Annotated in this window: 18 protein-coding genes, 1 tRNA gene and 1 pseudogene; 8 read left to right on the plus strand and 12 right to left on the minus strand. The window is 65.8% G+C overall.

The window, feature by feature from the left end:
* Window positions 1-321 (minus strand): hypothetical protein, encoded by a 321-nt coding sequence (locus tag IVA75_RS28295; RefSeq protein ID WP_027565258.1) that lies wholly within the window; start codon window positions 319-321, stop codon window positions 1-3.
* Between the two features lie 147 nt (window positions 322-468).
* Between IVA75_RS28295 and IVA75_RS28300 the strand changes: the two genes are divergently transcribed.
* Window positions 469-1,377 carry a PaaI family thioesterase gene (locus IVA75_RS28300; protein ID WP_247282486.1) on the plus strand — a complete coding sequence of 303 codons (909 nt, stop codon included), beginning with the start codon at window positions 469-471 and terminating at the stop codon, window positions 1,375-1,377.
* A gap of 67 nt (window positions 1,378-1,444) precedes the next feature.
* A complete protein-coding gene (locus IVA75_RS28305; protein ID WP_027565260.1) occupies window positions 1,445-1,810 on the plus strand; it encodes a hypothetical protein in 366 nt (121 codons plus the stop codon).
* Here the strand turns inward: IVA75_RS28305 and poxB are convergent.
* The 3 genes from poxB to IVA75_RS28320 form a co-directional block, all read right to left on the minus strand.
* Window positions 1,807-3,543: a ubiquinone-dependent pyruvate dehydrogenase gene (poxB, locus tag IVA75_RS28310; RefSeq protein ID WP_247282487.1), complete on the minus strand. Its 1,737-nt coding sequence runs from the start codon at window positions 3,541-3,543 to the stop codon at window positions 1,807-1,809. The genes IVA75_RS28305 and poxB overlap by 4 nt on opposite strands.
* A gap of 80 nt (window positions 3,544-3,623) precedes the next feature.
* Window positions 3,624-4,256: a 2-dehydro-3-deoxy-6-phosphogalactonate aldolase gene (locus IVA75_RS28315; protein ID WP_247282488.1), complete on the minus strand. Its 633-nt coding sequence runs from the start codon at window positions 4,254-4,256 to the stop codon at window positions 3,624-3,626.
* Window positions 4,257-4,269: 13 nt separating this feature from the next.
* Window positions 4,270-5,184, minus strand: a complete 915-nt coding sequence (locus IVA75_RS28320; RefSeq protein WP_247282489.1) for a 2-dehydro-3-deoxygalactonokinase — start codon at window positions 5,182-5,184, stop codon at window positions 4,270-4,272.
* 240 nt (window positions 5,185-5,424) lie between these two features.
* Here IVA75_RS28320 and IVA75_RS28325 point away from each other — a divergent pair, with 240 nt between their 5' ends.
* Both IVA75_RS28325 and IVA75_RS28330 read left to right on the plus strand, forming a co-directional pair.
* Window positions 5,425-6,522: an LLM class flavin-dependent oxidoreductase gene (locus IVA75_RS28325; protein ID WP_007596571.1), complete on the plus strand. Its 1,098-nt coding sequence runs from the start codon at window positions 5,425-5,427 to the stop codon at window positions 6,520-6,522.
* 57 nt (window positions 6,523-6,579) lie between these two features.
* Window positions 6,580-7,134, plus strand: coding sequence for a flavin reductase family protein (locus tag IVA75_RS28330; RefSeq protein WP_027565264.1), 555 nt, complete (start codon window positions 6,580-6,582; stop codon window positions 7,132-7,134).
* 78 nt (window positions 7,135-7,212) lie between these two features.
* On the opposite strand, the gene IVA75_RS28335 is transcribed toward IVA75_RS28330, so the two are convergent.
* The 4 genes from IVA75_RS28335 to IVA75_RS28350 form a co-directional block, all read right to left on the minus strand.
* Window positions 7,213-9,081: a sigma-54-dependent Fis family transcriptional regulator gene (locus IVA75_RS28335; protein WP_247282490.1), complete on the minus strand. Its 1,869-nt coding sequence runs from the start codon at window positions 9,079-9,081 to the stop codon at window positions 7,213-7,215.
* 110 nt (window positions 9,082-9,191) lie between these two features.
* Complete coding sequence (locus IVA75_RS28340) at window positions 9,192-12,497, minus strand: carboxyl transferase domain-containing protein (RefSeq protein ID WP_247282491.1); 3,306 nt, start codon at window positions 12,495-12,497, stop codon at window positions 9,192-9,194.
* A gap of 128 nt (window positions 12,498-12,625) precedes the next feature.
* Window positions 12,626-13,309: an aspartate/glutamate racemase family protein gene (locus IVA75_RS28345; RefSeq protein ID WP_247282492.1), complete on the minus strand. Its 684-nt coding sequence runs from the start codon at window positions 13,307-13,309 to the stop codon at window positions 12,626-12,628.
* A gap of 12 nt (window positions 13,310-13,321) precedes the next feature.
* Complete coding sequence (locus IVA75_RS28350; protein WP_247282493.1) at window positions 13,322-15,004, minus strand: cache domain-containing protein; 1,683 nt, start codon at window positions 15,002-15,004, stop codon at window positions 13,322-13,324.
* A 296-nt stretch (window positions 15,005-15,300) separates the two neighbouring features.
* Here IVA75_RS28350 and IVA75_RS28355 point away from each other — a divergent pair, with 296 nt between their 5' ends.
* The gene (locus IVA75_RS28355) at window positions 15,301-15,801 is read left to right on the plus strand and encodes a hypothetical protein (RefSeq protein ID WP_027565269.1); all 501 of its coding nucleotides are present in this window, start codon (window positions 15,301-15,303) and stop codon (window positions 15,799-15,801) included.
* Window positions 15,802-15,812: 11 nt separating this feature from the next.
* Entirely contained in the window at window positions 15,813-16,286 is a 474-nt protein-coding gene (locus IVA75_RS28360) for a hypothetical protein (protein WP_247282494.1), read from the plus strand.
* 3 nt (window positions 16,287-16,289) lie between these two features.
* On the opposite strand, the gene IVA75_RS28365 is transcribed toward IVA75_RS28360, so the two are convergent.
* Window positions 16,290-16,889 (minus strand): TetR/AcrR family transcriptional regulator, encoded by a 600-nt coding sequence (locus IVA75_RS28365; protein WP_247282495.1) that lies wholly within the window; start codon window positions 16,887-16,889, stop codon window positions 16,290-16,292.
* Window positions 16,890-16,999: 110 nt separating this feature from the next.
* On the opposite strand from IVA75_RS28365, the gene IVA75_RS28370 reads away from it, so the two are divergent.
* Complete coding sequence (locus IVA75_RS28370) at window positions 17,000-17,377, plus strand: tautomerase family protein (RefSeq protein ID WP_027565272.1); 378 nt, start codon at window positions 17,000-17,002, stop codon at window positions 17,375-17,377.
* A gap of 2 nt (window positions 17,378-17,379) precedes the next feature.
* Here IVA75_RS28370 and IVA75_RS28375 read toward each other — a convergent pair whose 3' ends face one another.
* A complete protein-coding gene (locus IVA75_RS28375; RefSeq protein WP_247282496.1) occupies window positions 17,380-18,330 on the minus strand; it encodes a GTP-binding protein in 951 nt (316 codons plus the stop codon).
* A gap of 3 nt (window positions 18,331-18,333) precedes the next feature.
* Window positions 18,334-19,822 (minus strand): annotated as a pseudogene (locus tag IVA75_RS28380) (amidohydrolase family protein).
* A gap of 919 nt (window positions 19,823-20,741) precedes the next feature.
* Here IVA75_RS28380 and IVA75_RS28385 point away from each other — a divergent pair.
* Window positions 20,742-21,767 (plus strand): alpha/beta hydrolase, encoded by a 1,026-nt coding sequence (locus IVA75_RS28385; protein WP_247282497.1) that lies wholly within the window; start codon window positions 20,742-20,744, stop codon window positions 21,765-21,767.
* A gap of 96 nt (window positions 21,768-21,863) precedes the next feature.
* Here the strand turns inward: IVA75_RS28385 and IVA75_RS28390 are convergent.
* Window positions 21,864-21,938: transfer RNA gene (locus tag IVA75_RS28390), tRNA-Glu, on the minus strand.
* Between the last annotated feature and the right edge of the window lie 107 nt (window positions 21,939-22,045).

Below are 22,045 nucleotides of genomic sequence, written 5' to 3' on the forward strand. Positions count from 1 at the left end.
TCAGTTCTTCACCGAGGGAATTTCCTCCGGCCGGGGCTGCTGCTGGCCCTGCTGGTACATTGCCAGCGCCTTTTCGAGCGCTTCGCGCAGCGCCAGCGCGGCGGCCACGCTGCAACGCAGATGCGCGGTCTGAACGACGTCGACCCTGACGGCGGCGCCGACCGGCATCAACAAATTGGCCGCAAGCTCGATCTGGATCGCGCCGTTGTGGTGGCCGAAGCAGGATGCGCCGTCGAAATAGATGATCGGCGCCCGCTCCGAGCTCGAGGTCGAAATGATGACGGGCCCCTGGCTGGTGGCGGGCGTTTCGGGATCGGCCATGGGCACTCCTTGCGGCTAGTCGAACGAACGAGGCGCCCACCATCGTTGCTTCGGCCCGCCCTGTCGAGGCCAAACCGCCCCGGCACCTGCCGTGGGACGCGCATCCGGGGTTTTGCGCCGCGCCCGCCACTGGTCTAGAACGTCCTCATGTCCAGCTCACCGACCACACTTTCGTTCGAGGACCTCGCCGAGGCGATCAAGGGTCGCCGCTCCGATTACGGCCAGATCAGCGGGCTCCAACTCGACCGCTTCGCGCCTCGCGAGGCCTGGTCCAGCCTGCCCTACCGGCCCGTGTTCGTCGGCGATACCGAGACCGGCGTCCTGCATGGCGGCGTCGTCACCGCGATGCTGGACGAGAGCTGCGGCATGGCGGTGCAACTTGCGCTCGACGGCACGAGCGCGATCGCGACGCTCGATCTGCGCATCGACTATCAGAAGCCGGCGACGCCGGGCCTCGACATCAAGGCGCATTCGGTCTGCTACCGCACCACGCGTTCGATCGCCTTCGTGCGCTCGACCGCCTATCAGGACTCCGAGGACGATCCAGTCGCGACCGCCACCGCCTGCTTCATGATCGGTGCCAACCGCACCAACATGCTCGCAGACCGCAGGATGGACTCCCGCAACATCCCGACGCTGGAGGCGCCGGACGATCCGGACGGCCCGTTCGCCAACAGCCCGTTCGCGCGCTGCCTCGGCATTCGCGTCAACGACGACGACACACTGACGATGCCGTTCTCGCCAAAGATCATCGGCAACCCGATCCTGCCTGCGATCCATGGCGGCATGACCGGCGCCTTCCTCGAGACCACCGCGATCTTCGGAGTGGCGCGCGAACTCGGCGCAGCCGCGCTGCCCAAGCCGATCGGACTGACCGTCAACTATCTGCGCTCGGGCCGCGCGCTCGACACCTTCGCCAACGTTTCGATCGTGAAGCAGGGCCGGCGCATCGTCGCCTTCGAGGCGCGGGCCTGGCAGGATGATGCGAACAAGCCGATCGCCACCGCCTTCGGCCATTTCATGCTGCGGCCGACGCCCGGAAACGACGAGGAATAGGCGCATTTTCCCTTGACGGCCAGGGTCTGGGCCACAACGATAGCATGTTCCCGCGAGAGGTATTGGGTTGCGGCATCCGCTCGACATCGTCGCCATGTTCGCCGCGCTCTGGCTGCTGGCAGCGATGGTGCTCGACGCGCTGACGCCGAAGGAACTGACGACGGTGATGATCGGCATCGCCATCGGACCCGCCGTCGTCATCACCGCCGTGTTCTACTATCTGCGCTGCCCGCGCACCGATTTCGCGGTGATGTTCGCCGCGCTGTGGCTGATCTCCGACATCGGCATCGCGTTCATCTCCCCGGCGCAGCTGCCGCATTTCCTGATCGCGCTCGGCTTCGTACCGGCGCTGCTGATCGGCATCGTGCTGCACTGGCAACGCTTCCAGCGCCGCCATGAGCGGCTGCCCGTGCCGTCGGTCAAGCGGGGTTAGCGCGGCAGCAAATTGGTCTTGGCGAGATCGACGACCTCGTCGCCGCGGCCGTTCATCACGGCGCGCAAGACCCAGAGGCTGAAGCCCTTGATCTGTTCGGGCGTGATGGTCGGCGGCATCGACAGCTCCTGCTTCGCCGTGACCACGTCGAGCAGCGCCGGTCCGTTGTGGGCCAGCATCTCCTTCATCGCGCCCGGGAGCTCGCCGGGATCCTCGACGCGCCTTGCGAAAATGCCCATGGCGCGCGCCATTGCCGCGAAGTCCGGATTCTCCAGATCGACATTGGTGTCGACGAAACCGGCCGCCTTCATCTCCAGTGCGACGAAGCCGAGCACGCCGTTGTTGAAGATGACCACCTTCACCGGCAGCTTCATCTGCGTCAGCGTGATCAGATCGCCCATCAGCATGGTGAAGCCGCCGTCGCCGGAGAGCGAGATCACCTGGCGGCCGGACTGCGCGGCCTGCGCGCCGATCGCCTGCGGCATGGCGTTGGCCATCGAGCCGTGCACGAACGAGCCGATCAGCCGGCGGCGGCCGTTCATCTCGAGATAGCGCGCGGCCCACACCGTCGGCGTGCCGACATCGGCGGTGAACACGGCATCATCAGAGGCGTGGTCGCTGATGACCTTGGCGAGATATTGCGGATGGATCGGTTTGCTGCCCGGCGTGCCCTTCGCGAGCGAGTCCAGGCCCTCGCGTGCTTTCTTGTAGTGCGCGATCGCATCGTCGAGATGCCTGCGCTGCGTCTTGGCCTTGAGCAGCGGCAGCAGCGCCTCGATGGCGAGCTTGACGTCGCCGACGAGGCCGAGATCGATCTTGCAGCGACGACCGAGATTCTCCGGGCGGATGTCGATCTGGGCGACCTTCGCATCAGTCGGGAAGAACTGCTTGTAGGGAAAATCAGTGCCGAGCATCACCAGCGCGTCGCAGGCGTGCATGGCGGCATAGCCGGAGGAGAAGCCGATGAAGCCGGTCATGCCGACGTCGTAGGGATTGTCGTATTCGACGTGCTCCTTGCCGCCGAGCGCATGCACAATCGGGCTCTTCAAGGCTTCCGCGAGTTGCATCAACGGCGCATGCGCGCCGGCGCACCCGCGGCCGCAGAACAAGGTGATGCGCTCGGCGCCGTTCAAGAGGTCTGCGAGCGCCTTCAACTCATCGGCCTGCGGCACGATTTTCGGCGCCGACAGTGCAAGGCCACGCGCCGTCGACAGTGCGCGCTTGGGTGGGCTGCGGAAGGCGACGTCGCCGGGCATGGCGACGACGGCAACGCCGCGCATGCCGACCGCCGCGCGGATGGCGTTTTCCAGCACATAGGGCAGCTGACTCGGATCGGAGATCAGCTCGCAATAATGGCTGCACTCGCGGAACAGGTTTTGCGGATGCGTCTCCTGGAAATAGCCGCTGCCGATCTCGGCCGTCGGGATTTGCGCGGCGATCGCCAGCACGGGAACGCGGCTGCGATGGGCGTCGAACAGGCCGTTGATCAGATGCAGATTGCCGGGACCACACGAGCCCGCGCATACCGCAAGGCTGCCCGTCATCTCCGCTTCCCCGGCAGCGGCGAAGGCCGCGACCTCCTCGTGCCGGACATGGATCCATTCGATCGTGCCGCGCCGCCGCAGCGCTTCGGTCAGCGCATTCAGGCTGTCGCCGACGATGCCGTAGATGCGCTTGACGCCGGCCTGTTCGAGCGTTGCCACGAACAGATCGGCCACGTTGTTGATTGCCATGTCGGTCTCCTGATCTTGCTTCTGCGGCAAGATAGGATAACGCGCAACAGTGACGGCATCACGGCTTGTTTATTGCTGCTTCAGTCTTTCGCAATCGCCCGATCGTAGGCCGCGATCGTCAATTTTGCGCGAGCGGCAACGTCCGTTGCCGTCATGCCGGGCTTGTAGAGGCTGGAGCCGAGCCCGAACGCCGTCACGCCACCCTTGATATACTCCGCAAAATTCTGGTCGGAGACGCCGCCGACGGCGGCGATCATGGCGCCGGCCGGCAGCACCGCGCGGATCGCGGCAATGCCGGACGCGCCGAGCACGCTGGCCGGAAAGAATTTCAGGCCAGAGGCGCCGGAGCGCGCGGCCAGCAGCGCCTCGGTCGGCGAGAACACGCCCGGTAGCGTGACCATGGCGTATTGGTGCGCACGCGTGAGCACCTGTGTATCGACATTCGGCGACACCATCAGCTTGCCGCCGACATCGTTGAGCCGATCGACATCCGCTGTGGTCAGCACCGTGCCGGCGCCGATCAGCACGCCGGCCGGCGCGAGCTTGACGGCGATGGCGATTGAGCGGAACGGATCGGGCGAGTTTAACGGGATTTCGATCGCGGTCATGCCGGCCTCGATCAGCACGCCGACGATGGCCTCGGCTTCCTCCGGCTTGATGCCGCGCAGGATCGCGACCAGTGGCCGTTTCATCGCCGGAAAGGGAACACTCATCTCGACTATCCTCTCATTTCGTCCAGATCGCGCCAGCCGCCATCGACAGACCGCGGCGGACGGCTTCATCGGCATCGACCGGCTTCACGGTGACCGACAGCGCGTCGAAAGCCAGCCTGTACAGCATTGCGAGCCGCCCCGAGGCAATCAGCGTGATTCCAGCTTTCGGCATCGCGCCGGAGAGCCCTGCCGCCAGTTCGACGCCGATCAACGTGCCTGACAGCGTTTCGCGCGCCGCGGCCGGTGTGCCCCCGAACAGGAGCTGACGCGACCGCGCGCCGAACAGAAAATTGGCGGCGAAGGCCGGTGCTTCGTACGCGGCCTTCACCGCAGCCTGGAAGCTCGTGACATCCTCGGCGTCTTCGGCGCCCGCGACGGCAAGCGACAAAATCGTCTCGCGCGACACCACGCTGAAGAGCTCGCCGGTGATAAAGGTAGAGAAATGCGCGACCGTATCGTCCTTCAGGCGCACCCATTTCGAATGCGTGCCGGGCATGCAGACCAGCGCTTCACCGGCGGCATCAAGCCCGAGCGCGCCGAGCAGCTGCGTCTCCTCGCCGCGCATCACGTCCGGTGCTTTTGCATCGCGCTGCGCGATACCCGGCAGGATGCGGATGTCGCGCGCTTCGCCGGACACGCGCGCCGCCTGCTTCAGAACAGCGGAGAGTGGCGCGGGCGTATCGACATAACCGGCCTCGATCCAGCCGGTACGCGCGCCGGCCATGCCGCAGACGAGGACAGGCAGATGATTGGGCGCCTCGACTGCCGCGAGATGCGATTGCAGCACGGCGGCAAAGCCGGCCTTCGCGGCCACCAGCATGCCCTCGTCGCTGCGGCGCTCAGCGAGCACCTCGCCGGCGCGGTCGATCAGCCAGAGCCGGAAGCTGCTGGTGCCCCAGTCCACCGCGACATAGGCAGGTTCGGTCATCTCAACGCGTATCCTCGTCTCACCGCCGAGACGCCGTCTCGCGACAATGAGACGGGGCCCCGCAAATCTGCCCCGGGATATCGGCTATTGTTGCCGCAAACCAGCCTTTTTTCGCGGGTCTGGGGCGCCGTTCGCGGTGGCACACCGCTTGCGAAGAGGTGGCACACCGCTTGCTAAAGCGTTCCCGCTCACGTCCGTGAACCGCGCAACAGGACGCGTCAACATCAGATGAGGAAACCCATGGAGATCGGTTATTTCACGATGCCTTCGCACCCGCCGGAGTGCGGCCTGAAGGAAGGGAACGACTGGGACCTGCAGGTCATGCGCTGGCTCGACGAGCTCGGCTATCAGGAGGCCTGGGTCGGTGAGCACCACACCGCGCCTTGGGAACCCAATCCCACGCCGGATCTGCTGATCGCACAGGCGCTGATGCAGACCAAGAATATCCGCATCGGACCGGGCGGCTTCCTGCTGCCCTATCACCACCCGGCCGAGCTCGCCAACCGCGTCGCGATGCTCGATCACCTCTCCGGGGGACGACTCAATTTCGGAGTTGCGGCCAGCGGCCTGCCAAGCGACTGGGCCATGTTCAACGTTGACGGCATGAGCGGACAGAACCGCGACATGACGCGCGAGGCGCTGGAGATCATTCTGAAGATGTGGAGCGATCCCGCGCCCTGGACCTACAAGGGCAAGTTCTGGACGGTGACCAAGCCGGACACGATGTTCGACTTCCTCAAGCCGCACATCAAGCCGTTGCAGACGCCGCATCCGCCGATCGGCGTCGCCGGACTCTCGAAGAATTCGGACACGCTGAAGCTCGCCGGCGAGCGCGGCTTCATCCCGATGAGCCTCAACCTGAACCCCGCCTATGTCGGCAGTCATTGGGATTCGGTCGTAGCAGGTGCCGCCAAGACCGGACGCAAGCCGGACCGCGCGGATTGGCGGCTGGTGCGCGAGGTGTTCGTCGCCGATACCGACGAGGAAGCGTGGAGGCTCTCGACCGGCGACATGATGGGCCGGATGATGGGCGAGTACTTCCTGCCGCTGCTCGGCCATTTCGGGTTCAAGGACTATTTGAAGCACGCGCCCGACGTGCCCGATAGCGATGTCACCGTCGAATATTGCGCCAAGCGGAACTGGATCGTCGGCTCGCCCGCGACCGTCGCCGAGAAAATCGAGAAGATCTACGAGGAGGTCGGTGGCTTCGGCGTGCTGCTGGTGTTCGGCTTCGACTACAAGCACAAGGCGGAAGCCTGGCATCACTCGCTGTCGCTGCTGAGGAACGAGGTGATGCCGCGCCTGAAGCATCTCGGCTCCGCGCAGAAGGCGGCTTGACCCGACGCGGGTGCGGCGCGATCGTGCCGCACCCGCATCCATTTCGGAGATTTCCGCGTGACGGTGGACGCAAAGGAATTCAAGCAGGCGATGCGCCAGTGTGCGGGCGCCGTGGCGCTGGTGACGGTCGGTGCCGAGCACGGTAATCGCACGGGGCTGACGGTCACCTCGGCCTGCTCACTGTCGGACTCACCGCCATCCCTGATCGTCTGCGTCAACCGCAACGCCAGTGCGCACGCGCGTATCCGCGAGGAAGGCGCGTTCGCGATCAACTTCCTGCATGAGGACCACGCTCTCCTGGCGCTCACCTTCAGCGGCCAGAAGGGCGTCAATGGCGACGACCGTTTTGCGTTCGGGGAGTGGACGCGCGGGGTGACCGGCGCGCCGGTGCTGAGCGACGCGGTCGCCGCATTCGACTGCGTGCTGGCGCAGGAATTCGAGACGACGACGCATTCGATCTTCGTCGGCGAGGTGCGCGGCGCATCGCATTCCGACGGCGCGGCGCCGCTGGTGTATCTGCGCAGCAGCTTCCACGTCCCTCACGAAATCCGCGGCACCGTAACCGTCGGCGATCTCGACTCACGACATCTGAGCTGGAGCGATTTTTCGTAGGAGCGGCGGCGTTGATGGTGCGCTCTTCCTTCTCCCCTTGCGGGAGAAGGACGAATGTGCGCCGCACGCAGTTGAGGACTACTGCGTCGTCTCGATCTTCAACAGCTTGATCTTACGATAGAGCGTGGCCCGGCTGAGTCTCAGTGCGCGCGCCGCTTCAGTTACACGGCCGCCATGCTTGCGTAATGTCTCCACGATCGTGGCGCGCTCCGCCGCGGCCAGATCCGCTTCCACCGCCCTTCCGCCAAACGGGGGCAGATCGAGATCGGCATCGGTAATCACGCCGTCCTCCGCCGTGCAGCCGGCGAGCCGCAGCACATGTCGGAGCTGGCGCATGTTGCCGGGATAGGAATAGGCCGCCAGTTGCGCCCAGGCCTCGTCCGAGAGGGAGCAGTTCGGCGCTTCCTCGCGCGCGATGTGGCGGATGACGTCGTCGCGGTCGGCGCGCTCGCGCAAGGCCGGCAGCCGCACCTCCATGCCGCGCAGACGGAAATAGAGGTCGGTGCGGAAGGCGCCCTCCTCGGCCATGCGGCCGAGATCGCGATGGGTGGCGCTGATCAGGCGAATGTCGACCGGCACGGGCTTCAGCGCGCCGAGCGGCCACACTTCGCGGTTCTCCAGCACGCGCAACAGCCGCGTCTGCAGCGCGATCGGCATGTCGCCGATCTCGTCGAGGAACAGCGTCCCGCCGTCGGCCTGCACGATCAGACCCTTCGAGCCGTCGCGGCGCGCGCCGGTGAAGGCACCGGCCTCGTAACCGAACAGCTCGGCATCGATCAGGCTTTCCGGCATCGCCGCGCAGTTTAGTGCGACATAGTTGTGGCGCGCGCGATTGCCGGCTGCGTGAATGGCACGGGCGAACACATCCTTGCCGACGCCGGTCTCGCCGTGCAGCAGCACCGGCAGATTGCGATCGCCGATGCTTCTAAGTCGCTTCACGCTCCTGATCAGGCCGGGATCGCGGCCGGCGAGCCGCTGCAGAGCATCGAAGCGATCGACCTGTGCATCGCGGCGCGGCGCGAGCGGACGGCTCGAGACTCTCGCTCGCAGCGGCGGCGCGACATGGCCATGCCCCAACGGAGTGCCATCGGCCCGGCGCAGCTCGACGAGATCGTCTGCGTCGCGCGCGGCGGGATGGTCGAACTTGACGTAGCGCGACAGATCGATGCCGGATGCGATCAAGCCGTCGGTGAGACCCAGCAGCGCGCGCGCCGAACGGCAGGCGCCGACGATGCGGCGATCATCGTCATAGGCGAGCAGGCCGCTGCCGCCATCGCCCGGCACGGTCGCGATCCATGCGTTGCGGAAATGACCGCGGAAGATCGCACCCTCCATGCGCCGCGTCGCCTCCATCGTCACCGCGAGCGCGAGCTGATGCGCGGTGCGCTCGAGGTCTTCGCGGCAGGAAGTGATGTTCACGGCGCCTGCGAGCCGTCCGGCCTGGTCGAACAGCGGCGTCACGGCGCAGGAAAACATGTGCCACTGCGCGCGAAAATGCTCGTCGCGATGCACCAGGATCGGCTTCTGCTCGGCGAGCGCGGTACCGAGCCCGTTGGTGCCTTCAAAAGCCTCGGAAAAATTCGACCCCGTGTAGATCTTCCAGTCCATGAACAGTCTTGCGTCGGCCTCGCCGGGCAGACGGCTGAACAGCATGGTTGCGTTCACGTCTGCCAGATTGACGCAATAGCCGGCATCGCGCAGCACCCGGGCGAGGTCGTCGAGCTCCGGCGTTGCGAGCCGGATCGTCTCTTCCATCGGTTCGGCGACGTGACGGATCTCGGCTTCGGTGAGCGTCTGCGGCGGCCCCTGACGGGCGGGATCGAGCTTGTGGCTGACCAGGCAACGCCGCCAGGAATTGGCAATGCGCGAAGAGGCATCGACGTCGGCCACGTGATTGGCGGCGGACAAGACGCGGGCGACATGGTTCGAGGCCGAAAGGCTGGCCATCGCGGACGTCTCCACCCTCTATTATTGTGCAAAGTCTGGCACCGCAGGCGGGGATGTCAATCGGGAACCAGGAAGGCGGCGAAGCGCAAATCGGAATTGCTGCACCGCCCTCACCACGTATCGATGCACGGCCGCTTCTTTCCATTCCGCGCCGGCGGCTTCGGCACCGAGCGCAGGCCCGCCATGATCCAACGCCGCGTCTCGGCGGGATCGATGACGTTGTCGATCTCGAACACGGAGGCGATCGAGACAGCCTTGCCGTTGGCATAGAGCTCGGCGACCTTGTTGCGATAATAAGTCTCGCGCTCGGCGGGGTCGGCGATCGCCTCCATTTCCTTGCGGAAGCCGAGGCGGACGTAACCCTCCAGGCCCATGCCGCCGAATTCGCCGGTCGGCCAGGCCGCGGTAAAGAACGAGGCGTGGAAGCCGCCGCCGATCATCGACTGCGCCCCGAGCCCATAGCCCTTGCGCAGCACGATGCCGAACAGCGGCACAGTCAGGCTCGCGCCCGTCACGAACATGCGCGAGACGTGGCGTACGATCGCCGTCTTCTCGGCTTCCGGACCGACCATGAAGCCGGGCGTGTCGCACAGCGAGACGATCGGCAGATCGAAGGCGTCGCAGAGCTGGAGGAAGCGCGCGGCCTTGTCGCCGGCATCTGCGTCAATCGCGCCGCCGAGATGGCGCGGATTGTTGGCGATCAGGCCGAACGGCCTGCCCTCGATGCGGATCAACGCGGTGATCATGCCGACACCGTAGTCGCGGCGCAGCTCCAGCACGGAATCCTTGTCGGCGACGAGGTCGATCACGCTGCGGATGTCGTAGACGCGCAGGCGGTTCTCGGGGATGGCGCGGCGCAGCAGCCGCTGGTCGGCGGCCTGCCACTCGGTCACCGCACCCTGGAAATAGGATAGATATTTTTGCGCAACACGCGTCGCCTCCTCCTCGTCCTCGACGAGGATATCGATGACGCCGTTCGGCGACTGGAACGTAACAGGCCCGACCTCGGCCGGGTGATAGACGCCGAGCCCGCCGCCCTCGATCATCGCGGGGCCACCCATGCCGATCGAGGCGTTTTTGGTCGCGATGATGACGTCGCAGCAGCCGAGCATCGCGGCATTGCCGGCGAAGCAATAGCCGGAGACGATGCCGATGACCGGCACGAGACCCGAGAGCCGTGCGAACTGCACAAAGGATGGACCATCGAGGCCGGTCATGCCGAGCCGGTCGGTATCGCCAGGCCGCCCGCCACCGCCTTCGGCATAAAACACCAGCGGCACGCGCCAGTCTTCCGCGAGCGTCAGCATGCGGTCGATCTTCTTGTGGTTCATGTGGCCCTGCGTGCCCGCGAGCACTGTGTAGTCATAGGCCACGACGATGCAGCGACCGCCCTCGGGGCCGAACTTCTCGGCGTTGACGGTCGCGACACCCATGACGAGGCCGTCAGCCGGCGTGTTCTTGACGAGATCGTCGAGCTTGCGCCGCCGCCGCTGCGCCGCGATCGCAAGGCTGCCATACTCCATGAACGAGCCGTCGTCGACGAGCTGCGCGACATTCTCGCGCGCGGTGCGCTGATTGGTGTTGCGGCGGCGCTCGACCGAAGCAGGGCGATTTTCGTCGAGCGTGTTGGCCTGGCGCGCGATCAGTTCGGCGAGATCGGGACGGATGTGGTCGAGATCGATATCGGTTTCCGTTGCCGACGCATCAGCCGCAACCTCGAGCGGCTCCAGATACATGATCGGCTCGCCATGCATCAGCGTGACACCGTCGCCAGCGAGTAGCTGCATGACGCGACCGCCCTGCTCGGCCATGACGAGATGCTCCATCTTCATGGATTCGATCACGGCGAGCTGCTGGCCCGGACGCACGACCTCGCCTTCCTTCACCTGAATAGTGACAATGGTGCCTTGCAGGGGCGCCGCGACCATCACCGTGCCTTCGGGCACGGTCTGTGCCGTATGCGCCTCGGTGCCGGGACCGCCGCTTCGCTCCGTCGCTGCAAAATAGAGTGGTTTGGCCGCGCCATCCGCGGCTTCGACGAGCTTGCCGATGTTGCGATCGATGAAGTCTGTCGCGATGCGGTTGGAGCGGAAGTCGGGATGCGCCAGCACGGCCTGGAGGAAGCCGATATTGGTGACGACGCCGTCAATCCGAAACTCGCGCAAGGCGCGCGAAGCCTTGGCAACGACCTCGTGCCAGGCTTCACCGGACGTATGCACGATGACCTTTGCCAGCAGCGAGTCGAAGGCGGCGCTGGTCTTGTAGCCGGCATAACCGAAACTATCGACGCGCACGCCGGGGCCTGACGGCGGCTCGAACACGGCAAGCACGCCGCCGGTCGGGTGCGTCGCCCCTAGCTCGTCCAGCGTCTCCATGTTGACGCGGAGCTGCATGGCATAACCGCGCGGCTTCGGGATCGAGCCTTGCGCCAGGCCGAGCGAGGCAAGCGAGGCACCGGCAGCAACCGCAAGCTGGGCGCGGACGAGATCGAGGCCGAGCACCTCCTCGGTCACTGTGTGCTCGACCTGAAGCCGCGGGTTGGCCTCGATGAAGGCAAAGCTGTCTTCGGCGGCGCCGTCGACCAGGAACTCGAACGTGCCGAGATTGTCGTACGACGCGGCCACGGCGAGTTGCTTCGCCGCCTCGATGATACGGCCACGCAAGCCGTCGCTGAGCGACGGGCTCGGCGCCACCTCGATCAGCTTCTGGTGCCGGCGCTGGATGGTGCATTCGCGTTCCCAAAGATGAGAGATCGCGCCGTGGCGGTCGCCGATGATCTGTACCTCGATATGGCGCGCTTGCCGGATCAACCGTTCGGCATAGACGCCGTCGAAGCCGAACGCGGCCTTGGCCTCGGACTGGCAGCGCGCGTAGGCCTCCGCCAGATCGGCAGCGCGCTCGACCACGCGCATGCCGCGCCCGCCGCCGCCGGCCATCGCCTTGATCACGATCGCCGCGTTGCTGCCGAGCGAGGTGAAGAACGCCGCGATGTCCTCCAGCGAGGATGGCCCGCTGGTGCCGGCGATGATCGGCACGCCGCAGCGCTTTGCCAGTTGCCGTGCCGCAACCTTGTCGCCGAACAGTTCGAGCGCCGCGGCCTTCGGCCCGACGAAGGCGACGCCTGCATCAGCGCAGGCTTTCGCCAACGCTGCGTTCTCGCTGAGGAAGCCGTAGCCGGGATGCACGGCGTCGCAGCCGGATGCCGTTGCCGCCTTCACCACGGCCTCGATGTCGAGATAGGCCCGTGCGCCGCGGCCGGGGATTTCAACGGCCTCATCGGCAACCCGCACATGCAGCGACAGCGCATCGCCCGCGGGATGGATCGCAACCGTTGCGAGGCCGGAATCGGCTGCGGCGCGCGCGATGCGGATGGCGATCTCGCCGCGATTGGCGATCAGGAGCTTCTTGAACGACATGCAGCGTCTCCATGCCCGCGTGCCCAGGCGCGGGTCGGCAGGTCCGATGGTTCTGCTTCGTCACTTTAATCGAGGCCGTCAAGGGCAAGAACGCCCGTCGCGACGACCGTTCCCGCGGGGCCGGAATTTCAGTCGGTCGCTTGCGCCGTGATGAGGCGAATAATCCGCGCCACGGCAGACGGGATCGGGGCGATGATCGGCACGGTGAATATCGGCTGAAGCTCGCGCGCAGCTTCGCCCAGCGGCCCGCCGCCGATGATGACGGCCTCCGCGCCATCCTGCGCGATGCAGGCCTCGACCGCGCCGGCGAGCGCTGTGCGCAGCCGCGCCGGATCGCGCATCAGCTCCTGCGGATCGCCCTCCGCGAAGCGGACGCCGGTGTAATACGATCGCAGGCCCAGCCCGTCCGGCAAGGCGTCGATCTTCACTTCCAGCAGCGGCGTCGTGGTCGCCACGCCGAAGCGGCGGCTGTTCTCGGCAGCTGCGAGCATCGAGGACTCACCGATGCCGACCGCGGGCAGTTCTATCGCAGCTTTGATCCCGGCCAATCCGGGATCGCCGAACGCCGCGACGATGATGCCGTCGCATGCATGCCGGTTCGACTGCGCGATCTCCAGAACTTCGGTGGAAGCTGCATCCAACGCATCCGGCGTCACGATCATTTGCGGCGCGCGCGTTGCGGTCGCGCCGTCGATCTCGAAGCTGTCGCCGGCGGCCGACCTCGCGATGGCGACCATCATCTCGGTGGTCGCCACGGAACTGTTTGGATTGATCAGGAGAATGCGCGCGCGCCGATCGGAAGTTTGGCCCATCCCCCTGCTATACTAAGCCGCCCGCACCCCCGCAACGAAAGCGCTGACCTCGTTTTCCAGCGATTGCAGCTTCTGCGACAGCCGGCCGCTCGATTGCAGCACGAGGCCGGCGGCCTGGCCGGTCTCCGCCGTCGCATCGGTCACACCCGAGATGTTCTGCGAAACCTGGTCGGTGCCGGAGGCGGCCTCCCTCACGCTGTGGGCGATCGCCGCGGTCGCGGCGCCCTGCTCCTCGACCGCTGCGGCGATCGACGAGGAGATCTCGTTGACCTCCATGATGGTGCTGCGGATGCTCTCGATGTTGCCGACGACCTGGTTGGTCTCGGCCTGGATCGCGGTGATCTGCGCGCCGATCTCGTCGGTCGCCTTCGCGGTCTGGCTCGCCAGCGACTTCACTTCGCTTGCCACCACCGCAAAGCCCTTGCCGGCCTCGCCGGCGCGCGCTGCCTCGATGGTGGCGTTGAGCGCGAGCAGATTGGTCTGCGAGGCGATCTGGTTGATGAGGTCGATGACCTCGCCGATCTTGTGCGCGGCCGCCGCCAGCCCCTGCACCGTGTCGTTGGTGCGCTGACCGTCGGCGGCGGCCTTGTCGGCCACGGTTGCAGCCTGCGCGACACGCTGGCTGATCTCGGTGATCGAGGACGACAGCTGCGCGGCGGCGGAGGCCACCGTCTGCACGTTGCTCGAAGCCTGTTGACAGGCGGTGGCGACGAAGCTCGCGCGGTCGGTCGCCTTGTTGGCGGTTTCGGACATGCCCTGCGCGGCCTGCTGCATCGCGCGCGCCTCATTGAAGACGTCGCGGACGACGGCCTGAACGTTCGCCTCGAACTTGCCGGCGAGATCGGTCATCGTCCTGCGCTTCTCCTCGTCGGCCTTCTGCTTCGTCTCCTGCTGTTCGGTGTGCATCCGGCCGACCTCCGCAGCATTGTCCTTGAACACGGCGAGCGCCTTGGCGAGGCCGCCGATCTCGTCGCGACGGTCGGTATGGGGCACGTCGAACGCGCTATCGCCGGAGGCGAGGCGCTCGGTGAGCGCGGTGATCTTCGCCAGCGGCCGCGTCACGCTGCGGCCGATCACGAAGGAGGCGCCGAGCACGAGCACGAACACGACCAGGCACACCAAGGCGAAGGTCATCGCATTCTGGCGGAAGACGGCGTCGACGTCGTCGAGATAGATCCCGGTGCCGATGATCCAGCCCCAGGGCGCAAAGCCCTTCACATAGGAGATTTTCCCGACCGGCTGGTCGAAGCCGGGCTTCGGCCAGAGATAGCTGTAGAAGCCCGCGCCCTGCTTCTTGACGACGTCAACGAAGCCGACGAACAGCGCGTTGCCGGACGGATCCTTCATCCCGGAGAGATCCTTGCCGTCGAGCTCCGGCTTGATCGGATGCATGACCATTTTGGGGGTCATGTCGTTCAGCCAAAAATATTCGACCTTGTCGTAGCGCAGGCTCTTGACCTCCGCGATCGCGGCGGCCTGCGCCTGCTCGCGTGGCAGCTTTCCTTCGCTCTCGAGCTTCTGGTAGTGCGCCAGGATACCGTAGCCGACGTCGACCATGTGCTGCGTCTTGGCCTCACGGTCCGCGATCATCTGCGCGCGCAGGGTCGAAAGCGCGATCGGCGCCAGCGCGATCATGCCAAGGAGGCTGATGCCGACAATCAGGACCAGCTTGAAACTGATGCGGGAGAAAAACATCGGTGCTCGCAAGATTTGGAAGGGCTGATATGCCAGTTTATCCCGCGTCCCTTAGCAAAGCTTTAAGCATTCGGGTTCCCGCAAAACCCCGCAAACTCCGTAGGATCCTACCGGCATGCCTCGGACACCTGGCAGGTTCACGAGGCGGGCTGCATCCGAGATGCGAACTCTTCAAAACTAGAAGACCTCGACATCGCCCCTCCGAGCGTTGACTTGCAGGGGGCTCTGACCGAACGATCGGCGCAGATCATCAGCGCCAGCCGGGGCGCGGGCGCAGCCGGAGGCCAGAGGCTAGAATGCATCAATCGACATCGACAGGGTCCCTCGACCTTCCGGCGCTGAGCGCGGCGGAGCGGCTCTTCATCTGGGGATTTCGGGCCAAGGCACGCAGCGGAAGCGCTGTTCCCACCGCGGCCGACATCCAGCAAGTGTACGACCATTTTCGCGTGGGCGACGCCGTGCCGTCGCTGGAATCCATCATCGAGATCTTTGCCTGCACGGCGCATACGGCGATCGCGGTGCACTGCCCGACCTGCCCGCGCATGTCCGACAGCGAGCACGGGATGTTGCGGGCAATCGCCGCCGCGCAGAAAGAGCGCGATGATATCGCGCGCGAACAGTTCGAATGCTGGCTGCCGCCAGTCGGCGCCGATTGGGCTCTCGCACCCGTGCGCGGGCTTGCAACGATCTTCCGCATGGCGGGTCTCATCCTGCCCGACCGACACGTTCCGTCTTTCGACCACGACCGGACAATGGCGATGAAGAGCTGGCTGGTCGGAAGCCCCACGTTGCACTGACGAGATCGCGCATGATGCAGGACAGTTGCGGCGCTGTGTCTGTCACGGAAGCCGGCCAGGCGCGGCTCTGTCCGCTTCGGGTCGCGCTTGCGACGCGGCCTGACTTCGAGAGCTACGATGATTTTGGCCGCGTCACCCTCTCGCTGTTCCGGTTCATCGCTGCCGCCTATGCGACCGGCGCGTCCGATTGCTGGGAGGCGGCCTATCACTTTGCCGACGAGGCGCCTGGCATCGCCGACAGCCCGCTGCTGGTCGCACGCGTTGCCGCGCTCGTCAGAATCCTGCGCAGCGGCCGGCCATGTCAATTGTGCTTCATGCCGCCATCGTGCCGGCGCCTGTCGCAGGACGAGACAGAATTGATGCGACTGCTGGCGGTGGCGCGCGGCAACCAGCCGGGTGAGCTCGAATCTGCCGTTTGCCAGTTCGTCGGCGACGAGAACGGGATTGCGACAACCAGGGCGGTTAACGCGCTCGCGGTCTGCTGACACCTAGCCGCCCTTCTTGCCGAGCACGAGATCGATGGTGTGGGACGCGATCTTGCGCAACTGCGGCTCGTCGCCGAAGGCGCGTTCGAGCACGGCGAGGCCGCGCGTCACGGTGATGATGTGCAGTGCCGCGGCCGCGGAATTGCCGCTGAACTCGCCGCGCGCCGCACCCGCCGACAACGTCTCCTGAACCAGAACAGTGATGCGCGAGATGAGGTTCGCGAAGGCCTGCCGCGCCTCCTCGTCCAGCCCCTCGCCTTCTGCCGCGCCGAGCTCCATCAAGCCGCGCGTGGTCGGACATCCCCGCGGCGGCGAGCCCGCGCGGAAGTTGCTGATGGTCAGGTCGAAGAACGCGGTGAGGCGCTTTCGCAAGCTGCCCGCACCGAGCGCCTTTTGCAAAGCGACGAGATAGTCTCCCGCATAGCGCTCGTACGCCTGCAGGAATAGCGCCTCCTTGCTGCCGAAGGCGTTGTAGAGGCTGCCGCGCTGCACACCGGCGTCGCGCGCGATGTCCGACAGCGAGGTGCCGCGCACGCCCTTGCGCCAGAACTGGTCGAAGGCGATGCGCAGGACATCGTCATGGTCGAATTCGCGCGGCCTCAAGCTTTGCTCCCGTCAGGCGTATTTGACACGATGTCAAAAACATGGTTTCTTGACGCCGCGTCAAAAACAAACTGAGGCCTACGCAGCCTTTCGTCAATGAGGAATTCGCGATGCCTCTCCTCCACATCTCGATGCGCGCCGGAAAGCCGGAAGCCTACCGGAAGGCGATCCTCGACGGCCTCTACCGCGCCATGCGCGAGGCGCTGAACGTCCCCGAAGGCGACGAGTTCATGACCATCAGCGAGCTTTCGCCCGCGAACTTCCGCTGCGGCAACGCCTACGGCGTCACGCGCAGCGACGATGCCGTGCTGATCCAGATCACCGTATTCGCCTCGCGCACACCCGAGCAGAAGAAGGCCCTGTACCGGCGGATCGCGGATCTGCTCGGCGAAAACCCGGGCATCCGCCCCGAGGACGTGTTCGTCAACGTCCTCGATGCGCCCGCAGAGAACTGGTCCGTCGGCCACGGCGTTGCGCAATTCGCTTGAGCTTATAGCTTCACCGATCCAACGCACGTCTCCATGATCCCGTCGAGCTCCGCCTTCGAGAGCACCCCAAGCTCGACGATGAAGACAATCCGCGCGCGCGGCAGAGCGGTGGCATCACCAACGGCGAGCCCGGGGTCACCCGGCGCCAGCGTGGCGCGGCCGGCGGCGAATTGAAACACCATCCGGCGCCCGGGCTGCTCGACGGTCTCGAACAGGCCTTTTGCCCGCGCGAGTTTTGGCGCAAGCCGGCCGATCGCCTGCTGCAGGCGGGGCAGCGAGATCGGCTGGTCCGAGGTCCAGCTCAGCGTTTCGAAGCGTTGCTCTGCCGGCCGTCGCGGTCCGGGCTCGCGTCGCGCGGGGGCCCGACCGACGGTCGCGGGAAACAGCAGCGCGGACGGAATCTCGCCGTGCGGCGCATCGACCACCACGGCAGGAACGCGCTGCGCGCGGATGGCCTCGCGCATCCGCCCACCCGCACCCTCGTCCGCCAGATCCAGCTTGCTCAGCGCCACGATGTCGGCGACGCGTAGCTGCGAACGATGCAGCGCGTCGTCCAGGGCGGCGGGCGGTGTCGCCGCGTCCATCACGCAGAGCACCGTTTCCAGCGGCGCCTCACGCAGGATCACGGGATCCATCAAATTGCGGACGATCTCGGCGGGATCGGCGACGCCGCTGGTCTCGACGACGATGTATTCCGGCCTCGGATCACGCCGCAGCAACGTCGCAAGCGTCCGCAGGAGGTCGCCTTCGAGCGAGCAGCAGATGCAGCCATTGGCGAGGCTGACCACGCCGTCGCTCGCGCCCGCGATCAGCTCGGCATCGATGTTGATCGCACCGAAATCGTTGACTACAGCGGCGATCCGCCGCCCCTCCGCATGCGCCAGCAGATGGTTCACGACAGTGGTCTTGCCGGCCCCCAAGAAACCCGTCACCAGGAGAATGGGGACCGGCATGTGTCAGCCTCCGACGACAGGGCGGCGCACGGGACGGCCGGGCCGCGCCGCCACGTCCAGCACACCATCGCTGATTAGTATCTCGCCGCTGACGATCAGATGCCGCACGCCTTCGGACGGGCGGTTCATCGCCGTGAAGGTCGCACGATCCGAGAGCTTCTCGTAATCGAACACGACGATGTCGGCATCGGCGTCCTTCGCGAGCCTGCCCTTGGCGCGCATCGCGGGCGTGCTCTGCGACAGGATCTCCGCCGGGCAGCGCGCATTTGCGTACGCCTTCGAGCAGCGACACGGTCTTGCGCTCGCGCACCCATTCGCGGATGAATTTCGTGAAGCAGCCGGCCGAGCGCGGATGCGAGGTGACGTCATCCGGCAGCGGCCAGGCATCGCCGGTGTAGGTCTTGCCGTCCGACGTCGTCCACGGCATCGCGTCGGAGGCGATCGCGCCGCCGGGATAGAGCACCGACATGTCGAGGAGGTCGCGGTGATGCGCGTTGTTCTCGGTGTCGAGGATGTGCCACAGCACCAGCGAGGACGGCTCGTCAGCCTGCGCCTTCAGGAGCTCCTCGCGATCGCTGAAGCGATGGCCGTCGGTGACCCGCTGCACGGAATCATAACCGGTGCCGTTGCGCTCGACGAATTCGGGGTCGCTGAAGAACGCAGCCGCCAGCACGGTCGAGCCGGTGCCGTAGGGATAGGCTTCGACGGTGATGGGCAGGCCCTGCGCCTGCGCTTTCGCGATCAGCACGCGGCAGCGCTCGACGTCGGTCTTGCTCGACGAGTTGAAATGGCAGATGTGCATGTGCGCGCCGGTGGCGCCGGCATAGCCGATCAGGCGGATATAGGCTTCCGCCGCGCTCTCGGGGTCGACGCGCGACATATAGGCGATGTGGGTGAAGGTCGGCACGTCCTGCGCGACCGCGAGCTGGCAGACCGCGGTCAGCTCCTGCACGCCGGCGCCCGGCGCATAGGCGTTCAAGATGCCGATGCCGATGCCGCCCTCGTTCAGGCCGCGCGAAAGGCGCTCGAGAATGCCGGCGACCTCCGCATCGCTCGCCACGTTGTCCATCCAGCGGCGATCGCGCATGGCGTTGCCGAACGCCTCCAGCGAGCTCTCGGCGTTGGAGCCCGTCATCGCGCCGATGCGCGCGAAAGCCCAGTTGGTGGCGGCGCCGTAATTCAGCACGCGTCCCTTCCGCGCCTGGCGCTCATACCAGGACCCGACCGGGAGCACGCCGGCTTCGAGATCGAGCGTCGTCGTGACGCCGTCGAACGCCTGCATGCGATCCGCGGGGAGCGACTGGCCGTGCGCATGAAGGTCGATGAAGCCGGGCGCAACCACGAGCCCCGTCGCGTCGATCACCCGCTCGGCACTGCCAAGCCCCGTTCCGACCGCGGCGACCTTGCCGTCCACCACCGCCACATCGCCAATCGCGTCCATTCCGCTGGCGGGATCCACCACCCGACCGCCAGAGATCACCAAGCCGCTCATATCGTCACTCCCTCACGCTGAATTCGCATCAAGGCAGATTCCGTGAGGGACGACCACCTCCACCGATGCCGACGCATCATGCTCGCAAGGGAGGCTCGAAAGGGAGGCTTGAAGGGAGGTCAATTCACATGCGGGTCGCGGATACGCGCTCACAGTCTCGCGGCAGGTTTGCCCGAGCTATGCTTCTCGCTTCACCCCTCGAGAAGAAAGGGCGCAGGGAAGACCGGGTGCCGGCTGGCACCCATAAAAACCCCCATGCGAACTGATTGCACACGCGATGCACAGGGGAGCCACAGGGCAGCCGAGACCAGGCCTTCCCTGCGCGATGGCTTGACGGCCCATGCCGCGCTCTCCCCGGAGACGAGTTCCTTCTTGCCTCGGTCACCTCCACGAAATGCTCAGCACCGCGCCGGTTGAGACGCGCTGACGCCTTCGCAAAGGCTTGACCGTAGCAACGACGGCCAGGACCACACGGTTTCGCCGTACGCGAGCTTCCTGCTTCGCCTCACGGCTTCGCAGGACATGCCTGCTTCGCCAAAAGCTTCACGAGGTTTGAGCGCCGTCCGTCGATGCGGTTCGTGCCATGCTCACGAGGTTCATCTCGCCCTGCAAGCAAGCCCGCCTTTAACGCCGCCCGCGTCCACCGCAATTCCCAACCCGCGTTCGTGACGACGTACGACCGCCCCTTTTGTGGGCTGGGATGGCCGACACATACGACATTTCCGAATTTCGGCAAAGTGGAATATTTTTGATATGACGGGTTGACTTGCGTTTGCGTCTGTTTCGCCCAGCCGTCGGAGACGACGGACGCCACGACCGTGCAATGGACCGCGAAGCAGCTCCGCCGTCTTCTCGCCCCCATTGTCATTCACGAAGTTAGATGGGGCGCTACGGTGGGCAAAGTTCCCAAAGGTTTTGTGTGATCGCTCGACCTCTTCTGCATCGCGACCCTCGTCATTCTATTTCGCGCCGCGCTCTCCTCGGCCGATTTATGTCGGCAGGGACCGCCCTCGCGCTCGGCGGATGCGCCGGCTTGGGTGCGACCGGGGCGCGTTTCGACGCGTCATCGCTATCCCTTGACCCCACATTGCTCGTCATCACCACGCGCAAGCCGGTGAACGGCGGTCGCACGAAGCCCTGGTTCGGGCCGGAGCGCGCGACGACCAGGACAGTCGCGCGGGCGAAGCTGGGGGCGCCGGACGAAAGCCGTCTTTCTCTCGCCTCGGTTGGAATTGGCGATTGGCGCCTTGACCGGGTCGAACCGATGTCAGCCGACGCCGGCGATCTCGTCGCGCAGGCCGGCGGAGGAGATGTGCTGATCTATGTGCACGGCTTCAAGCAGACCTTCGAGACGGCGGTGCTGGATGGCGCCCATCTCTCCGATGGGATCAAGTTCCGCGGCCGGACCATGGTGTTTTCCTGGCCCTCCAAGGCAGGACTGTTCGACTATGCCTATGACCGCGACAGTGCGATGTGGTCCCGCGACGAGTTCGAGCGCGTGCTCTCCGCCCTCGTGTCGGCGCCAGGCACCGGCCGCGTGAACATCGTTGCGCACAGCATGGGAACCATGCTGGCGCTCGAAAGCCTGCGTCAGCTCTATGCACGATACGGCGACACAGTGACGAGCAAGATCGGCGCGGTGGTGTTTGCCGCGCCCGATATCGACATGGACGTGTTCTCGTCGGCGATCCACCGCATCGGTCCGCTTGCCGGCAAGATCACCGTGATCGCCTCCACGAACGATCGCGCCCTGGCCCTGTCGGGACAGATCGCAGGTGGAATGACCAGGGTCGGCGCCGCCGAGAAAGCCGTCATCGCGCAGCTCGGTGTGCGCGTGGTCGATGCTTCGCAGGAGGGCTGGGGCATCATCAACCACGATCTGTTTCTGTCGAATGCAGAAGTACAGCGGGTGATCCGCCGCTCGATCGACGGCACGATCGCTTAGGAGAGCGCCCGCGCCGAGCCGTGCGAACTGCGCACGCCGGTTGGGGCTACAAGCGGAAATGGCCGGTTTTCGAAGTGCCCAGTCTGGCAGGAAAAATGGCGCTCCCTAGGGGAATCGAACCCCTGTTTCAGCCTTGAGAGGGCCGCGTCCTAACCGCTAGACGAAGGGAGCGTGAGGGAGAGGACATAGCCTCGAATTTTGCCGGCGGCAAGCGGGGATCGAGGGGATTCAAACGCCCAATCGGCGTCGTCCTGGCGAAGTTCAGACCCATCGCCCCG

Source organism: Bradyrhizobium sp. 134, from assembly GCF_023074155.1.
Taxonomy (GTDB): Bacteria; Pseudomonadota; Alphaproteobacteria; order Rhizobiales; family Xanthobacteraceae; genus Bradyrhizobium.